18 protein-coding genes are annotated in these 16,634 nt (G+C 37.4%); 13 read left to right on the plus strand and 5 right to left on the minus strand.

The annotated features are described in order from the left end of the window. Positions 1–130 precede the first annotated feature (130 nt). On the minus strand, positions 131–1,078 hold the full coding sequence (locus CDOM15925_RS08400) for an acyltransferase family protein (RefSeq protein ID WP_169942967.1): 948 nt from the start codon (positions 1,076–1,078) through the stop codon (positions 131–133). Positions 1,079–1,231: 153 nt separating this feature from the next. Beyond that, positions 1,232–1,504, minus strand: coding sequence for a 30S ribosomal protein S15 (gene rpsO, locus CDOM15925_RS08405; protein ID WP_169942968.1), 273 nt, complete (start codon positions 1,502–1,504; stop codon positions 1,232–1,234). Between the two features lie 138 nt (positions 1,505–1,642). Between rpsO and CDOM15925_RS08410 the strand changes: the two genes are divergently transcribed. From CDOM15925_RS08410 to CDOM15925_RS08440, 7 genes are read left to right on the plus strand one after another with little or no spacing between them, the layout of a single operon-like run. Then, on the plus strand, positions 1,643–2,047 hold the full coding sequence (locus CDOM15925_RS08410; protein WP_169942969.1) for an RrF2 family transcriptional regulator: 405 nt from the start codon (positions 1,643–1,645) through the stop codon (positions 2,045–2,047). 2 nt (positions 2,048–2,049) lie between these two features. After that, the gene (gene flhA, locus CDOM15925_RS08415; protein ID WP_169942970.1) at positions 2,050–4,212 is read left to right on the plus strand and encodes a flagellar biosynthesis protein FlhA; all 2,163 of its coding nucleotides are present in this window, start codon (positions 2,050–2,052) and stop codon (positions 4,210–4,212) included. 9 nt (positions 4,213–4,221) lie between these two features. Beyond that, positions 4,222–5,244: a DHH family phosphoesterase gene (locus CDOM15925_RS08420; protein ID WP_169942971.1), complete on the plus strand. Its 1,023-nt coding sequence runs from the start codon at positions 4,222–4,224 to the stop codon at positions 5,242–5,244. Beyond that, positions 5,241–5,468, plus strand: a complete 228-nt coding sequence (locus CDOM15925_RS08425; protein WP_169942972.1) for a hypothetical protein — start codon at positions 5,241–5,243, stop codon at positions 5,466–5,468. Before CDOM15925_RS08420 ends, CDOM15925_RS08425 begins: the two co-directional genes overlap by 4 nt. Positions 5,469–5,487: 19 nt before the next feature. Beyond that, positions 5,488–5,658 (plus strand): hypothetical protein, encoded by a 171-nt coding sequence (locus CDOM15925_RS08430; RefSeq protein WP_249934722.1) that lies wholly within the window; start codon positions 5,488–5,490, stop codon positions 5,656–5,658. Beyond that, the gene (gene cmoB / locus CDOM15925_RS08435) at positions 5,655–6,548 is read left to right on the plus strand and encodes a tRNA 5-methoxyuridine(34)/uridine 5-oxyacetic acid(34) synthase CmoB (RefSeq protein WP_169942974.1); all 894 of its coding nucleotides are present in this window, start codon (positions 5,655–5,657) and stop codon (positions 6,546–6,548) included. The genes CDOM15925_RS08430 and cmoB overlap by 4 nt, the downstream gene beginning before the upstream one ends. A gap of 8 nt (positions 6,549–6,556) precedes the next feature. After that, positions 6,557–7,084, plus strand: a complete 528-nt coding sequence (locus CDOM15925_RS08440; RefSeq protein WP_169942975.1) for a PaaI family thioesterase — start codon at positions 6,557–6,559, stop codon at positions 7,082–7,084. 40 nt (positions 7,085–7,124) lie between these two features. Here the strand turns inward: CDOM15925_RS08440 and radA are convergent, their stop codons facing one another. Next, the gene (gene radA / locus CDOM15925_RS08445; protein ID WP_169942976.1) at positions 7,125–8,465 is read right to left on the minus strand and encodes a DNA repair protein RadA; all 1,341 of its coding nucleotides are present in this window, start codon (positions 8,463–8,465) and stop codon (positions 7,125–7,127) included. A gap of 231 nt (positions 8,466–8,696) precedes the next feature. Here radA and brnQ point away from each other — a divergent pair, with 231 nt between their 5' ends. Then, the gene (gene brnQ / locus CDOM15925_RS08450; RefSeq protein ID WP_169942977.1) at positions 8,697–10,028 is read left to right on the plus strand and encodes a branched-chain amino acid transport system II carrier protein; all 1,332 of its coding nucleotides are present in this window, start codon (positions 8,697–8,699) and stop codon (positions 10,026–10,028) included. 287 nt (positions 10,029–10,315) lie between these two features. Here the strand turns inward: brnQ and ftsY are convergent, their stop codons facing one another. After that, positions 10,316–11,185, minus strand: coding sequence for a signal recognition particle-docking protein FtsY (ftsY, locus tag CDOM15925_RS08455; protein ID WP_169942978.1), 870 nt, complete (start codon positions 11,183–11,185; stop codon positions 10,316–10,318). Next, positions 11,185–11,838: a TlpA family protein disulfide reductase gene (locus CDOM15925_RS08460; protein ID WP_169942979.1), complete on the minus strand. Its 654-nt coding sequence runs from the start codon at positions 11,836–11,838 to the stop codon at positions 11,185–11,187. Before CDOM15925_RS08460 ends, ftsY begins: the two co-directional genes overlap by 1 nt. A 71-nt stretch (positions 11,839–11,909) precedes the next feature. Between CDOM15925_RS08460 and CDOM15925_RS08465 the strand changes: the two genes are divergently transcribed. From CDOM15925_RS08465 to CDOM15925_RS08485, 5 genes are read left to right on the plus strand one after another with little or no spacing between them, the layout of a single operon-like run. Beyond that, positions 11,910–12,539: a 5-formyltetrahydrofolate cyclo-ligase gene (locus CDOM15925_RS08465; RefSeq protein ID WP_169942980.1), complete on the plus strand. Its 630-nt coding sequence runs from the start codon at positions 11,910–11,912 to the stop codon at positions 12,537–12,539. After that, positions 12,460–14,013: a ribonuclease Y gene (rny, locus tag CDOM15925_RS08470; RefSeq protein ID WP_169942981.1), complete on the plus strand. Its 1,554-nt coding sequence runs from the start codon at positions 12,460–12,462 to the stop codon at positions 14,011–14,013. Before CDOM15925_RS08465 ends, rny begins: the two co-directional genes overlap by 80 nt. Positions 14,014–14,021: 8 nt before the next feature. Beyond that, on the plus strand, positions 14,022–14,612 hold the full coding sequence (locus tag CDOM15925_RS08475) for a lipid-binding SYLF domain-containing protein (RefSeq protein ID WP_169942982.1): 591 nt from the start codon (positions 14,022–14,024) through the stop codon (positions 14,610–14,612). A 9-nt stretch (positions 14,613–14,621) separates the two neighbouring features. After that, positions 14,622–15,191, plus strand: coding sequence for a DedA family protein (locus CDOM15925_RS08480; protein ID WP_169942983.1), 570 nt, complete (start codon positions 14,622–14,624; stop codon positions 15,189–15,191). Then, on the plus strand, positions 15,188–16,519 hold the full coding sequence (locus CDOM15925_RS08485; protein WP_169942984.1) for a DUF945 family protein: 1,332 nt from the start codon (positions 15,188–15,190) through the stop codon (positions 16,517–16,519). Before CDOM15925_RS08480 ends, CDOM15925_RS08485 begins: the two co-directional genes overlap by 4 nt. Positions 16,520–16,634: the final 115 nt, after the last annotated feature.

The raw sequence follows: 16,634 nt of genomic DNA on the forward strand, positions 1-16,634 counted from the left end.
ATTAAAAAGATATTTTATACAAACAATCTTGTTTGTATAAAATATAGCGGTATATTTGGTAAAATGGATTTATGTAAAATTATTTTACACGGAATATAGGATAAATTATTTAAAAAATGACTTAAATTTTTTATCTATTGTGAAATCTTGTTTTATTTACTCTGTTTTCTAATAAATAGTAGTTTATAAGTCCAAACACAATTGATCCAAGCGTGATAAAATATAAATTTTGTATATTAAAAACATATTCACTGATCCAAATAAACAGAAAATGAGATATGAAAAGCGAGTATGAAAGTGAACCTAAAATTTCATTAAATTTGAGTTTGAATTTGAATTTTTCATGAGTTAGCACAAGTAAAACTCCAAGCAAGTATCCAATAATGATCTCGATACTAAAAATTCCAAATCTGTTTTTATAAATCAAAAATGTAAACAGTAAAATTATACCAATATAAAAAAGTGCCAAAGTCTTATATTTTCTTTGGTATATTAAAAAACCCGTGTAAAATATAAAAAATACGCCGCAAACGGTTCTATAGCCATAGATATCGGAGTTTATATAGCCTAAATTTGCTACGCAAAAAACAATGAAAGATATAAAGGCTAGCATAAACCCAAGTCTTTTAAATTTAATTGCTATCACAAGCAGGCAGTATGCTTGAAGCTCCGCCCCTAGCGACCATGCAGGAGGAATTAGGAAATTTAATCCTATAGGAGCATTAAAGACTTGCACATCAAGCCAGAAAAAATAATTTAACGGGATAATACTTAAGTGATAAAATAAATTTTTAAAGCTAAAATTTGGCTCAAGATATTTGGTTGCGCAAAAAAATAAAATCGTAATTAAAAGTGCAAATAGATATGTAGGGTATATGCGCAAAAATCTGTCTTTGATAAAATAACTAATCTGAGAATCTTTTGGCGCTATTTTGATAAATACTTTGGATGTAACAAGCCCTGCTAAGATATAGAAAAACACAACTGCAAATACTCCGATATTGTATCCTAAAAATTTATAATTCATGTGAGAAAGAAGTACCATATAAGCCAGTATAAATCTAATATATCCGAACAATTAAGCGTCCTCATTTGTAGAGATTATTTGTAAAATAATACAATATTACGACCAATTTATCTTTGAAATTAAGTTTTGCTCGTGTTATTTGAATTTGATATTTTGTAATTTTTAAATTGAAGCAAGATAAGCCCTTTAAAAAGGGCTTATTAATTATTTATCTCTTAAGTTAAGCTCAGCTATAAGTTTTGAATACGCTGTATAGTCTTTGTTTTTAAGATATTTTAAAAGACGTTTTCTGCGACCGACTAGTTTTAAAAGACCAAGTCTTGAAGAAAAATCTTTCTTAAATACTTTTAAGTGCTCTGTAAGCTCAGCAATTCTCGCGCTTAAGAGCGCTATTTGAACCTCAGGCGAACCTGTGTCGTTTTCTTTTCTAGCGAATTTCGCAACTATTTCTGCTTTTTTAGCCGAATCCAAAGCCATAATGACCTCCTGATTGGTGAAATTAAAAAAGTCGATTATATCATAAAATTTAAAAATTTGCTAAAATATCTCAAAAATTACTATTTAATCAAATTTGCAGATAGTTTTTTATAAAATACAACCAAAAAAGGAGAATTTGTGCTTTTTACAAAAGCCAGTGAATACGCTTTGCTCTCGCTTATATACATCTCTCAAAAGGACTCTCCCGTGGATGTCGATACGATGTCAAACGAGCTTGGAATTTCAAAAAGTTTTTTAGCAAAAATTTTACAAGGGCTTGCCAGAGAGAAAATTTTGATATCTTTTAAAGGCGCAAACGGAGGATTTTTGCTGGCCGATGTTCCTGAAAATATAAGTATTAAGCGTATATTTGAAAGCGCGGAAAAGCGCAAAACGGCAGTATTTGAGTGCTCTTCGTCGCTTGAGGATTGCCCTAGCAATCAAGGCGCTATGTGTAAAATTTGGTCGACGTTTAACACTCTTCAAATTCAAATCGATGATTTTTTAGACACGATAAAACTGTCACATATCATTAAGAAGTAGCCTTGGCTCAAAAAAAACGTAATATCCTAACTCTAGTTGCGCCGTTTATTGAGCCTATATTAAGGCTTAAGGGTCTAGCGATCGTAGGCGTGATAATGGCGATTTTAGCTATTATCATAGTTCCACTTCCAAGTGCGGTGCTTGATTTTTTCCTTGCGATTTCGCTATCCATCTCTGTTTTGATAATTTTAATCTCGGTTTACATACCAAAACCTACCGACCTTAGCACCTTTCCGACGCTAATTCTTATCGTTACGCTCTTTCGGCTTTCTTTAAATATCGCAACGACAAGAATGATATTAAGCGAAGGACACAACGGTCCTGACGCGGTTAGCGAAATCATTTCAAGCTTCGGACAGTTTGTCGTAGGCGGCAACTACGTAATCGGTATTATCATTTTTACTATTTTAGTGCTTATAAATTTTATGGTCGTTACTAAGGGCTCTACTCGCGTTTCGGAAGTGCAGGCTCGTTTTACTCTTGATGCGATGCCCGGCAAGCAGATGGCTATAGATGCCGATCTTAACGCGGGACTCATCGATGAAAAAACAGCGCGCGAAAGGCGCGAATCCATAATCGCCGAAGCGAATTTCTACGGAGCGATGGACGGTTCGTCTAAATTTATAAAGGGCGACGCCGTAGCGGGCATTATCATCACTCTTATAAATATCATCGGCGGCTTTTTAATCGGCGCTTTTCAACATGATATGGACATGGCAAGCGCGGCTCAAACATACACTATACTTACCATAGGAGACGGGCTTGTAAGTCAAATTCCGGGACTCATCACATCAACCGCAACCGCTATCATCATAACCAGAGCTAGTAAAGATGAAGAAAATTTCGCAGAGGGAGTTCTCACACAGCTCTTAGGCGAATACAAAACCTTGCTGATTGTTGGATTTATACTGTTTATGTTTGCTTTGGTTCCGGGACTTCCTACGCTTTCGCTTGGCTTTATGGGACTGCTTTTTTTGGGTATCGGATACATTATGAAGCAGACGCAAGAGGGTAAAATTTCTATCTTGCCTGCTTCAAAAACACAGGCCACGCAAGAGCAAACCGCTCAGCAAGCCGCTGCTCAAAAGATTCCTAAAAAGAGTGATGAGGAGATAGCACGCGAAGAGGAAGCAAAGATAAATGATATATTAAAGCTTGAAATTTTAGAGCTTGATCTTGGTTATGGCTTACTAAAACTAGCCGATAACGATCTGATTGAGAGAATTCGTGCTATGCGGCGTAATATCGCTACCCAGCTTGGCTTTTTAATGCCAAAAATTCGTATAAGAGATAATCTTCAGCTTCCGCCAAACGAGTATCGCTTTAAGCTAAAGGGCATCGTGATAGGTCAGGGTGAAATTTACGCGGATAAATTTCTAGCCATGGATAGCGGACTGGTTAGCGATACTATCGAAGGAATCGCTACTAAAGAGCCTGCATTTGGGCTTGATGCGCTGTGGATTGATTCAAGCGTGAAGGAAGACGCTATCTTAAGCGGATATACGATAGTTGATCCTGCAAGCGTGATATCAACGCATATGAGCGAGCTTATCAAGCAAAATTCAGCCGAGCTTTTAACCCGTCAAGAGGTGCAAAACCTACTTGACAAGCTTAAAAAAGAGTATCCCGTTATCGTTGAAGATACGCTTAGAATAGCGCCTATCGGGCTTATACAAAAGGTTTTAAAAGCGCTTTTAAAAGACTCAATTCCGATAAAAGATATGCTTAGTATACTTGAATCTCTTAGTGATATAGTCGAGGTTAGTAAAAATATCGACATGATTATCGAGCATGTGCGCTCAAATTTGGCTCGCGCGATAACTTCGATGTATGTAGATGAGAGCGGAAGGCTAAATTTTTATATTATCGAAGCTTCTGCACAGCAAAAGTTAATAGACGCCGTGCAGTATAAAGACGGAGCTTATCATTTGATGATAAATGTCGCTCAAACTTCGGCTATCGTTCAAGCCCTCAGGGATGCAAGGACTAGACGTGCGCTTTCGGAGCACGGAGCTATGGTGCTTTGCGTTGAGCCAAGTCTTAGAAAATTTATAGCCGATATCTGCACGAATTTTGGCATAGATATCGTGGTGCTTAGCTTCGCCGAGGTTGCGCCAAATACGCCTTTTGAAACGCTTGGCACGATTGAGATTGAAAATTTATAAAGGAAAAAGATGACGATACACCACCTCTCTCACACCGATCTTGATGGGTACGGTGCGCAGACTATCACGGCGCACTATTTTAAAGATGTGAAATTTTATAACTCAAACTACGGGCGTGAGATCGATGAGAAATTTAGTGAAATTTTGGCCAATTTAAATGACGAAAAAGCGATTGTTTTGATAACGGATTTAAATTTAACCATTACTCAATGCGAAGAATTCGAAAAAGCGCTTGACGGTAAAAACGCCAAGCTGATCTTGCTTGATCATCACCAAAGCGGAGCGGAGTGTGCCAGCAAATTTGGCTGGTATTTCCTTGATAGCTCAAGGTGTGCCACTAAGATAACGCATGATTTTTTTGCAGGAATTTACGGAGTTGACGAGAGCCTTAAGAAATTTAGCGATGTAGTAAATGCCGTTGATATATGGCTTAAAGATGATGAAAATTTTGAGATGGGTAAGGTCTGCTTGGGGCTTGTTGCAAATGCAAAAGAGATAAACAAAGTGATGTTTGAGCAAGCGAGCTTTGAGTATATAAGCTACCTTATCTCAAGAGCAAGAGGGTTTTTTAACGACAAAAACGACTACATCGGACTTGATGAGGCTGTGTTTGGGTTTAAAAAAGAGTTTTTTAGAGCGGACAAAGACGACACGCTAAGTAACCTTATATCAAGCTATGTTGTGAAGCTACTAAGCGAAAACAAAGAAAAATTTACGATTAACTACAACGAATTTAGAGGAATTTTAACCTATAATATCGGAAATACTTCCGTGATAGGCAATGATTTTTTGGTTGCAAATGATGATATTGATTTTTTCATCGATGTTACGAGTAAAAAAACGCTAAGTTTCAGAGCTAACGGCAAGGTTGATGTAAGCGCGATGGCAAAGCATCTGGTAAATGGCGGTGGACACGTAAACGCTAGCGGCGGGCTGTTTGCTGCGTTTAAAGATAGCTTTAATTATGAAAATATCAAAGCGCAGATGGTTGATCTTATAACTAAAAAAACTATGCAAAAGGAGCAAAAATGAGAGAAGAAGAGCTAAGTATAGACGAGTTAAGTTACGAACTTTCGGTCATGCTTGAGGGCATGCTTTACTACGCGGGCGTGAAAAAAGAGTGCTTGCAAGATGCAGCCGAAACTTATATAGAGTGCATTGAAGATGCTCTTGAAACAAGTGAAGCCGAGGGTGTTGATGAAGTCATCGAAGTAATTGAATACATGAAGAAAAAATACGCCAAATTTTTTAAATAAGTTTTAATAGATGAGCCTTATGAGACAAATTTTGCTTTTGATATCGGCTGGAATTTTGCTTGGTGGGTGCTTATTCGTAAATGAGCGCGGAGTTTCTACGAATTATTATAATGATTGCAAAGAGTATTATGATGCGACGGGCACTTACCGCAAGGATTGTCCGAAAAATATAGTCGATTGGCCAAAATGAACTTAGACGAAATCAGAAATTTACGCTTAAAAGAGCTTCATAGCAAAACAAACGCTGAAATTTGGAAGCGAATTTGTGATATGAAAGAGCGTGAAAGCGAACTAAATTTCGGCGATTGTGTAGAAATTCGCACAAATTTAAATGAAAGCGAGCGTGTTGATATCTTGGATATGGCGCTAAATTTACGCTCGTGGCGCAAGGGTCCGTTTAAGATAGATGATATCTTTATCGACTCTGAGTGGCGAAGCTTTGTGAAATTTAACATCTTAAAGCCACATATGAATTTAGAGGGTAAAATCGTAGGCGACATAGGGTGCAATAACGGTTATTATCTATTTAAGATGCTACCTTTTAAGCCGAAAAAATTGATTGGTTTTGACCCTAGCATAAATACGTTTATGCAGTTTAAATTTATCAATCGTTTTGTGCGCTCGAGTATTTATTATGAGCTGCTTGGAGTTGAGCATTTGCCGTATTATGAGCATAAATTTGACACGCTTTTTTGCTTGGGAGTGCTTTATCATAGAAGTGATCCGGTAAAAATGCTAAAAGAGCTAAAAGGCTCGTTAAATAAAGGCGGCGAGGTGTTTTTGGATACGATGTATATAGATATGCGCGGCGAATTTGCGCTGAGTCCTAAAAAGACATATTCAAAGATACCAAATATATATTTTGTGCCGACTATAGATGCGCTAACGGGCTGGTGCGAAAGAGCTAAATTTAAGGATATTGAAATTTTAGCTACGAAGGATACGGATTTTAGCGAGCAGAGAAAGACGGATTGGATTTTGGGTCAGAGCTTGGAAAATTTCTTAGATGAAAACGATCCGAATTTGACTATCGAAGGGTATCCTGCGCCAAAAAGAGTCTATCTAAAACTTGGAATTTAAGGAAAAGTATGAGTGAAAATATATTTGATGACAGTGTGCAAGAAAGCGTAATACTGCCCGAGGATGAAAATCCGTTTCGCAACGAGCTTAAAACATCTCCAAATATCAAGCTAAATTTAAGCGGAACAGTTACGGCACTTGAGCCAAATCACGCCAAGACGAATTTTTTCGCTAGCAGCGAAATGGTGGCGGACAGTGAAGGGCTTATACATGGCGGATTTGTATTCTCTGCGGCTAGCTATGCGGCGCTTGCTTCCGTAAATGAAACTCACAGCGTGATGATAGGAGCTAAAATTCACTTCTATGCCCCGACTAGACTTAACGAGATGATAGAATTTGACGCTCACGCTCACTTTGGCGAGAGCAAGAAACGTGAAGTAAGAGTAGTTGGAAGAACTAAAGACATAAAAGTTTTTGAAGGAACTTTTCAGATAGTTGTTTTAGAAGATCATATCTTTAAAATTTACAAAGACAATCTACAAAAGCAAAGCGCTATAAGAAGAGCTGAGGAGATGAAAAATCAACCCAACGGCTAAACTTTATTTCTAAATGGTTTTACAGTCTTTGTTGATATCTTTACATCCACTCTAAAACCTGTGTGATATCGCTTGTTGTGAAGCATTTAAGACCTTGATTATCAAGCGGTTTTGAAGGAATGATGGCGTTTTTAAATTTTTGTGTTTTTGCCTCTTTGAGTCGTTGATCTAAGTTAAAAACCTCCCTTATTTCGCCGTTTAGACTAAGTTCTCCTATAAATACGCTCTCTTTGCTGATCGGACGATTTTTAAAGCTGCTTATGATAGCCGCTATTACCGCCAAATCCGCTGCCGTTTCACTTACTTTAACTCCGCCTGAAACGTTTATAAACACATCGTAATGACCAAGCGGAATTTCTAGCTTTCGCTCAAGTAGCGCTAAAAGCATATCGAGGCGATTTTTTTCATAGCCTGTGCTACTTCGTTTAGGATAGCTGCTTTCGCATACCAAGGCTTGAATTTCAACGCTTAGTGCGCGCGAACCCTCCATTATGATAGTTATCGCCGAGCCGCTAACCGCTTTTCCTCGAGTAAAAAATTTGCTTGAGATATCGTTTGCGCTGATTAATCCTTGAGAACTCATCTCAAAAATCCCGACTTCGCTAGTTGAGCCAAATCGGTTTTTAAACCCTCTTAGTATCCTAAGCTCTCTGCTTGCGTCGCCTTCAAAATAAAGCACGACATCAACCATATGCTCTAAAATTCTAGGACCTGCGATGGAACCGTCCTTGGTGATGTGTCCGATGATAAAAACGCAAATATTTTCGTTTTTAGCTAGGCGCATTAGCTCAAAAGTTATCTCGCGCACTTGCGATACGGAGCCCGGAGCCGAAGCGATCTTTTCGGAGTATAGTGTTTGTATCGAGTCTATAACAAGTACCTTGTAATCATTTTTTCTGATTTCGGCCATAATGTTTTCAAGTAAAATTTCAGTGAGCAGAAAAAGCCCGTCTTTTACGGCATTTAACCTATCTGCTCTGATTTTTATCTGACTTGCGCTCTCTTCGCCGCTTACGTAAAGGGTCTTTTTATTTTGAGAAGCTAAATTTGAAGCTATTTTTAAAAGAAGCGTTGATTTGCCTGTGCCCGGACTTCCTCCGATTAGTACCAAAGAACCCTCCACGACACCTCCTCCAAGCACTAAATCAAGCTCCTTATCCTGAGTGCTTATGCGTGAAATTTGCTCTATTTTTATATCTTTTATCTCTTTTGCTAGAGCTAGAGAATTTGATGTTTTTGAAATTTCATCCAGTGCCTTAATCTGAGTCTTACTAAGCTCTAAAAAACTATCCCAAGAGCCGCATTCAGGGCATTTGCCTACCCATTTACTTTGCTGATTCCCACACGCTTGACATTCAAAAATAGTTTTTGCTTTAGCCATTTTTATCCTTTTTGTCGATTATACTTAACCTTTTATAAAATTTACTAAAATAACGGATCTGAATTTTTGTATTCTTAAATTTGTTTAATCAAAATTTACACGAATTTTATTTATCTATTTCAAAATGAAACATAGTTTTAATAAATTTTAATAAAATAGCACCAAAATAAATTTATTTTAAACTTAATAAAAATAAAATTAACGGTTAAAGTTTTTGAAATGGAGGTTTTTATGAAACCCGGATTAAGTAAAAATCAGTTTTTGGTTATCTCATTAACTCTTTTTGCCATGTTTTTTGGTGCGGGCAACTTCATCTTCCCACCGACTTTAGGCAAGGATGCGGGAGAGAATTTTTATATAGCTATTATGTTTTTTTGCGCTACTGCGGTTCTTTTGCCCGTTCTTGGGGTTGCAGGCATAGCAAGAGCTAAGGGTTTGCAAAATTTAGTTAGGCGCATAGATCCTGTTTTTGCGATAGTTTTTACAGTTCTTTTGTATCTTACGATAGGGCCTCTTTTTGCCATACCAAGAGCGGCTAATATGCCTTTTGATATAGCGATTAAGCCGTTTATAGAGGCTAGTAATCTTCAAATTTGGCTCTTTGTATATTCGGCGGCTTATTTTGCGCTCAATTACTACGTATGTTTAAATCCTTCAAGGCTTGTTAAGCTCCTTGGAAGATACCTTACGCCTTTGCTTTTGATACTTATACTTTTGCTTTTTGGGGCAGGGTTTTTATACCCTATCGGAGAATTCGGAACGGCAGTGGGAGAGTATGCCAATCACGCCGCATCAAAGGGATTTGTGGAGGGTTATCAGACTATGGATGCTTTAGCTTCGCTTGCCTTTGGTATCATCGTAATTAACGCTATCAAAGATAACGGAGTTCACGATGAGCGTCATATGGTTGTTTCTACGATTAAGGCCGGAATGATGGCGGGAATTATTTTGATGGTGATATATCTTATGCTTGGATATCTTGGTGCAACTTCAGCCGAGTTATTTAAGGATACTACTGAAATAAACGGTGCGGCTCTTTTGTCAAAAGTCAGCGATTATTACTTCGGTAAGATAGGTGTCGTTATACTGGGCTCTGCGTTTTTCTTAGCCTGCCTAACTACTACTCTTGGGCTTATAACTTCTGCGAGCGAGTATTTTGAGGAGCTTACAAACGGCAAAGTGAAATATAAAATTTGGGTTGTTTTGTGGTGTTTAATAGGCTTTGGCGTGGCAAATTTCGGTCTTACTACCATTATAAAAGGCAGCATTCCTGTTCTTGTAGCGATATATCCTATAGCCATTATCTTGATAATTCTTTCTCTTATTAATCCTATTATCGACTCAAGCAAGCTTGTGTATCGCTCTTGCGTCTATACTTGCGTTGTCGTTGGGCTAGTAAACGGGCTTGATATCATAGGCGTATCTATACCGCTTTTAACTCCGTTTGTAAAAACTATGCCTTTTTATGACGCAATGCTTGGATGGATAGTGCCTAGCCTTGTGATGTTTGCTATAAGTTACGTTGCTTATCTGATGTTTGAAAAAAGAGAGGGAAGCTTTTAAAATTTAGCCGATTTGTCGGCTAAATTTTACTTCTTATGATTAATTTATCAACTTTAAATTTCATCTATTTTTTTAGATTATTAATCTTTTTATAAAAATTTAATTACGTTTTAAAACAAGCTTAGTAGGTTGATATTTTATTGATCTTAATTAGATTTGCGTAAAATATAATTTATAGTCAAATTTAGATATTTGCAGCCATGGCTAGCAGAGGAAGGATTAATTTTGGCATGTAAATAAAATTAGCCTCAATTTATTTTTTTGCACAAAATTTGATAGCTAAAATTTCAGTTATACATCCCGTCTACTAAGGTATCTACAAAGTCGTTAGGCTCAAATTTAACCAGATCGTTCATGCTTTCACCGACTCCGATGTAGAGTATAGGTAGCTCAAGTTCTCTTGCTACTCCAAACAGCGCTCCACCTTTGGGTGTGCCGTCAAGTTTTGTGATGATAACGCCGTCAAGCTTAACTATGTCGTTAAACGCCTTAGCTTGAGCAACTCCGGCGTTGCCTTGAGTGCCGTCAAGCACCAAAATTTTACGGTGAGGCGCGTTTTCATAAGCCCTAGCGCTTATTCGAACTATCTTGCTAAGCTCATTTGCCAAATTTGTCTGATTTTGAAGTCTGCCGGCAGTATCTAAAAGTACGTTATCTATGTTTTTTGCAAGCGCTGAAGAGATAGTATCAAAAGCGACCGCTGAAGGATCATGCCCTTGGTTTGTAGCTATGATAGGAACTTCTATGCGTTTTGCCCACTGTTTTAGCTGCTCGATGGCTCCCGCTCTAAATGTATCGCAAGCTCCTAAAATAACGCTTTTATTAGAAGTTTTATATAAATTTGCAAGTTTTGCGATTGTTGTGGTTTTACCCGCACCATTTACGCCTAAAATAAGCTCCACAAATGGCTTATCCGGCTTTATCTCCGCGACATTTTCGTATATGAAATAAGTCTTTAAAATCCTCTTTAGATCATCTTTTTTAACCTCGTCTTGAGGCGGAAGATAGTAGATGATCTCTTCGACTATCTCGTAGCTTACGTCAGCTTCTAAAAGCATCTCTTCTAAAATTTCTTTTGAAATTTTTTTATCCGCCGGTCTTGAAGAGCGAATCGCCTCAAGTGTTTTGTCAAGCCCCTTTTTAAAAAACCCAAACATCAGTTAATCACCTTACTTATATCGCTTTCTAGCATCTCTTCAGGAACTAGCCCTACGTAGTGAGTTGCGTATGTCCCGTCAGGCTTATAAAGCACCATGTACGGTATGCCGACAACTCCGCCTAAAGACTTTGCGAAGTGGAAGTTGTTCGCACCGTAAGTTATATCAAATTTTACCTTATAATGCTTAGCAAACGCTTCAATCTCGTCTTTTGCCTTATCCTCCATCAAAACGCTTATGATTTTAAGCTTGCCTTTAAATTTATCTTGCAGGTTGTTTAAGTGCGGTATCTCTGCCTTACAAGGAGGGCACCAAGTGGCAAAAAAGTTAAAAAGTATCGCCTGATCGTTTCCTTCAACCTTGACTCCGCGATCAAATTTTTGAAGTTTTATCTTCTCTTCGTTTAAGAATGTAAGCTCAAATGGATCATTTGAAGTTGCGTCATCTTTTTTGGCTTCTTGTTTTTGTTCCTCTTTGATTTCTGTTTGTTTTACTTCTTGATTTATTTGGTTATCGCTTTGTTTTATCTCTTTGAATTCGCTTGTTTTGGCTGATTGCACACTTGCAGTATTGCTGCTTGATTTTTTATCCGTATCGCTGCAACCGCTTACAAAAAATATTAAAAATGTTATAATGAGTAGTCTGAATTTCATATAGTTTCCTGTTGTTAAATTTGAAGTTCAGCGTGAATTATACATTACTTTCATAAAATGAGTGTTAAATTTTGCAAAAAGAAAATTTTAGAAAAGATAGCAGAACAAGACTAAAAAGAGAGCTTAAATTCAAGGCTAAATCATCGCATTATAAGATGTTTGAGCCGCTTTTAAATTTGCTTGACGAGTTAAGACCTAAGCGAATTTTGATATTTATTCCTCTGCCGTCCGAGCCGAATTTGCAAATTTTAAAGAGAAAATTATGTAAAAAATATGAAATTTTTATTCCGTTTATGTTTGATATTAGTTTAAAAATGGTAAAATCAAAACTTCCGCTAAAGCGTTCAAAATTTGGGATTAAAGAGCCTATCTCACCTAAATTTTTAAACAAGCGGATAGACGTAGCTATCGTTCCCGTCCTTGGGGTTGACGGAAATATGGCTAGGATAGGGCACGGGAAAGGTTTTTATGATAGATTTTTTAGTGATTTACCTTACCGACCTATTGTGATATTTGTTCAGATTAAAGAGAATTTTATCGATAAAATCATCACTCAAAATCACGATATCCAAGGTGATTTTTACATTACCCCTACCAAAAATTATATAAAAAGAGGAACTTATGATAGAAGTTTTAGTAGGATTAGGAGCAGGTGCGGTGGGCGTTGGCGCAGGATATCTTGTCGCCAAAAAGATAAATGACGCAAACTATAATATATTTTTAGAGCAGGCAAAAGCAAAGGCAAAGGCGATCGAGTATGAGGCGGAATTAACGCTTAAAAACTCTAAAATTTCAGTTCAAGAGGCTGAATTTGAAGCCAAGAAAAAATATGACGATAAGACAATTAAGCTACAAAAAGAGTACGGGCAGAAATTTGACGAGCTTGGCAAGAGAGAGCAAGCTCTTTTAAACGAACAAGAAATTTTAAAAGAGAGCAAAGACGAGCTTGAAAGATCAAAAACCGAAGCTAAAAATTTATACGAAGAGGGCGTAAATTTAAAGGTAAGCTATCAAGCTAAACTGCAAGAAGCGCTTAAGGTACTTGAGCATGCGGCGGGTTTAACAGAAGAAGAGGCTCGTGAAGTTGTGCTTAAGAAGGTTGAAGAAAAGAGTCGCGCAGATATCGCTCATATCGTAAGAAAACATGAAGAAGAGGCTAAAAGGGAAGCTAAAAAGAGGGTAAACTACATCCTTGCTCAGGCTACTTCGCGCTTTGCGGGCGAATTTGCGGCTGAGAGACTAATTAACGTCGTAAATATCAAAAACGATGAGTTAAAAGGAAGAATCATCGGAAAAGAGGGGCGAAATATCAAGACCCTTGAGATGGTTTTGGGTGTTGATATCATAATTGACGATACTCCTAACGCGATTATATTAAGCAGCTTTAATCTTTACAGACGTGCAATCGCTACGAGGGTTATCGAGCTTTTGGTGGAAGACGGACGAATTCAGCCTGCAAGAATTGAAGATATACATAAAAAAGTATGTGAAGAATTTGAAGCCAGCATAATGGAAGAGGGCGAAAATATAGTAATAGACCTTGGTCTTAGCAAGATGCATCCTGAGATCGTAAAGCTAATAGGCAAGCTCAAATTTAGAGCTAGTTACGGACAAAACGCACTTGCACATAGTCTTGAAGTGGCTCATCTTGCAGGTATCATAGCTGCAGAAACGGGCGGAGATGAGAAGCTTGCAAAAAGAGCGGGAATTCTTCATGATATAGGCAAGGCTTTAACTCACGAATACGAGGGAAGCCATGTTGATTTGGGCGCTGAAATTTGCAAACGCTACAAAGAACACCCTGTCGTTATAAATGCTATATACGCTCACCACGGTCACGAAGAAGCAACAAGCGTAGAGAGCGCTGCCGTTTGTGCGGCCGACTGCTTAAGTGCGGCGCGTCCGGGCGCTAGAAGAGAGGTTCTTGAAAGCTTCTTAAAACGCGTTGAAGAGATAGAAAATATCGCAAAAAGCAAAGAGGGCATCAAGCAAGCTTATGCTATCAACGCAGGACGTGAAATTCGCGTTATAGCCAATGCAAAACTTATAAACGACGATGAAGCGGTGCTTGTAGCTAAAGAGATAGCGCAAGAGATCGAGGATAAGGTTCAGTATCCGGGCGAGATAAAAGTAAATGTCATTAGAGAAGTTCGTGCGGTTGATTACGCTAAGTAAGGTATTTGATGAAGAAAATTTTACTGATAATTTTTAGTGCGATTTTGCTCTTTGCAAACGATGAACTTGTGCTTGATGCCTCAAATTCATTTACCTTAACGATGAGAAAAAACAGCTCCGCTCCGACAAAGGCGCTTATGCAAAACGCAAAGGCGGTAGTTGTATTTCCTAGTGTGAAAAAAATAGGTCTGGTTCTTGGCGGTATGCACGGCAAGGGTATAATGGTATTGGGCAATCCTTACTCGCCAAGCGAGCTTGTGCCAGTAGAGATAAGCGGCGGAAGCATAGGGCTTCAGATAGGTTATGAAAACAGCTCTTTAGTGCTATTTATAATGAAAGATAGCCTTATAGAAGATATCAAGCAAGGAAAGATAACCATAGAGGCGGGAGCTTCGTTTGCATTTGGAGATATAGGCGATAACTACGCTAAGATGAGCGATTTTAGCTTTTCAAGCAGCATATATGCCTATGCAAGCAATGATGGATTTTTCGCAGGAGCAAGCTTTGGCGGGGCAGTAATATCAAAAAGCAACAAAAGCTCTCCTAAGATGGACTCATACGGCTTTTCATCTTTGATGAACGCTTTTTCTAAATTTTAAGGATAGCCTTTGCAAGATATGCTCACATCGCTATCCACTTATGGATATATAGTTTTGTTTTTGTACTCTCTTGGTGGCGGTATGGTTGCCATCATTGCCGCAGGGGTTTTGAGTTATGCCGGGAAAATGGATTTAAGCGTAAGTATCGTGGTGGCGACAGCGGCAAACACCATAGGCGATATGATGCTTTTTTATGTAGGTCGCTACAACAAACAAGCCGTTATACCCTATCTTGCAAATCATAAACGCAAGCTTGCATACTCGCATATTTTGATGAAAAGACACGGAGATAAAGTGATCTTTATGCAAAAATTTGTTTATGGCATAAAGACCTTGGTGCCTATCGCTATCGGTCTTACGAAATATCCTGTGGTTAAATTTGGTGTTTTAAATTTGCTTGCCTCTATCCTCTGGGCTATTGCGCTTGGCGTGGGAAGCTTTTATATGGGTGAAATTTTTATGAACATAGGCTCATATTTCGGCTCGCACGGCTGGATTATGCCTATTATTATGTTTGTGCTTTTGGGTTCTATTTGGTTTTATCTACAACAAGTAACTAAAAAAAAGGAAAAAAATTGAAGAAAATTTTAATATTTGTGGTGGTTTTGGCTGCTTTGATATTTGGAGGGCTTAAATTTTACTCTATGAAAGTGGAGGAGAAATTTTATAGCGTTCTTAATAATATAAAGAATGTAGAAGCTGTTACGGTAGAAAATGAGAAATTTAGCGGAGGATTTTTTGCTTCTAACGGAAATTTTGATGTTGTTATCAAAAAAGATAGCATAAACAATCTTTTTGCTCTTAATAAAGAAGATGGTCTTAAGGAGGATTTAAAGCTCAAAATCACCTCTTCTATAAGTCATGGAGTTTCAAATTTGATAAATGGAATTGAAACTATCGGTGATGTAGAGCTAGCAAGCGAAAATTTAAAAGATGTATCAAATAAAATTTTTGACACCGCCAAGCCTCTTAAATTTAAGGTGATCGAAAAGATAGGCGGGGACAAAAACGCACGTTTCGAGCTTGTTAAGATAGACAAAGAAGCCGATGGAGTTAAATTTAATATGGCTGATACTTTTATGGATTTTAAGCTTGACGATGCTTATAAAGTTTTGCAGAGTAAAATTTCAAATGACTTTATAAAAGTTAATGACGAATCTATGAATATCACCCTTGAAGGTATTCATTATGATGTTAAATACGAAAAACCTCTTGATATGTCAAGTCTTGCAAACTATACTTTTGCCAATGATGTCGCTAAGACCAATATCAAAAAAATAGGCTTAAATTTTATGCAAAATTCTCTAGATATAAGCGATATATCTAGCGATACTAAACTGATAACAGACAGCCAAACTATAACTCAGGTTGATAGCACTAAAATTTCTAAAATCAAGTATGATGATATAGAGCTTGTTGATTTTGTTATGGATACAAGAGTTGAGAATATCGATAAAAAATCCATAGAAGGTATTTTAAATTCCAAAGCTAAAGATGACGAACTGTATTTTCAAGAGCTTCAAAATATGTTTCAAGCGATACTTCAAAGAGGACCTAAGCTCGTGTTTGAAAAGCTAAATTTTAAGAATGGTGACAATAAAACCTATGAGTCAAATTTAGAAATTTCATTAGATCCTTCAAATGGGCAAGATTTTTCTATGATGTATAGCATTATGAGAATTTTGAATTTAAGCGGATATATCAAGATAGACACTACGCCTGGGGAATTTCTGTTTAAAAATTTGCAGGATCAAAAAGCTATGATCGATCAAAGCTTACTTGATAGCGGAGTTTTTGTCCAAAACGGCAATAGCTATGAATCTAAATTTAACTACAATAAACGCACTCAGGATATTATTTTTAACAATAAAATTTCTCTTAAAACTTTTTTAGCTACGATGTTTTAATAAATTTTATAAATTTGCACGCTTAGACTAATTTTTTATCTTAGTTTAAGCGTGATTTCTATATACTTCAATTTCCGCTTCACAAAAACGGATAACAACAATTAAACTAAAATTT

The organism is Campylobacter sp. RM15925 (genome assembly GCF_012978775.1).
In the GTDB taxonomy this organism is placed as follows: Bacteria; Campylobacterota; Campylobacteria; order Campylobacterales; family Campylobacteraceae; genus Campylobacter_A; species Campylobacter_A canis.

Coding starts and splice junctions, on each gene's coding strand:
- rny (WP_169942981.1), top strand. CDS start 12,460: ATGATAGAAGTTTTAGTAGGATTAGGAGCAGGTGCGGTGGGCGTTGGC.
- CDOM15925_RS08440 (WP_169942975.1), top strand. CDS start 6,557: ATGAGTGAAAATATATTTGATGACAGTGTGCAAGAAAGCGTAATACTG.
- CDOM15925_RS08460 (WP_169942979.1), bottom strand. CDS start 11,838: ATGAAATTCAGACTACTCATTATAACATTTTTAATATTTTTTGTAAGC.
- CDOM15925_RS08475 (WP_169942982.1), top strand. CDS start 14,022: ATGAAGAAAATTTTACTGATAATTTTTAGTGCGATTTTGCTCTTTGCA.
- brnQ (WP_169942977.1), top strand. CDS start 8,697: ATGAAACCCGGATTAAGTAAAAATCAGTTTTTGGTTATCTCATTAACT.
- CDOM15925_RS08430 (WP_249934722.1), top strand. CDS start 5,488: ATGAGACAAATTTTGCTTTTGATATCGGCTGGAATTTTGCTTGGTGGG.
- radA (WP_169942976.1), bottom strand. CDS start 8,465: ATGGCTAAAGCAAAAACTATTTTTGAATGTCAAGCGTGTGGGAATCAG.
- rpsO (WP_169942968.1), bottom strand. CDS start 1,504: ATGGCTTTGGATTCGGCTAAAAAAGCAGAAATAGTTGCGAAATTCGCT.
- CDOM15925_RS08425 (WP_169942972.1), top strand. CDS start 5,241: ATGAGAGAAGAAGAGCTAAGTATAGACGAGTTAAGTTACGAACTTTCG.
- ftsY (WP_169942978.1), bottom strand. CDS start 11,185: ATGTTTGGGTTTTTTAAAAAGGGGCTTGACAAAACACTTGAGGCGATT.
- cmoB (WP_169942974.1), top strand. CDS start 5,655: ATGAACTTAGACGAAATCAGAAATTTACGCTTAAAAGAGCTTCATAGC.
- CDOM15925_RS08420 (WP_169942971.1), top strand. CDS start 4,222: ATGACGATACACCACCTCTCTCACACCGATCTTGATGGGTACGGTGCG.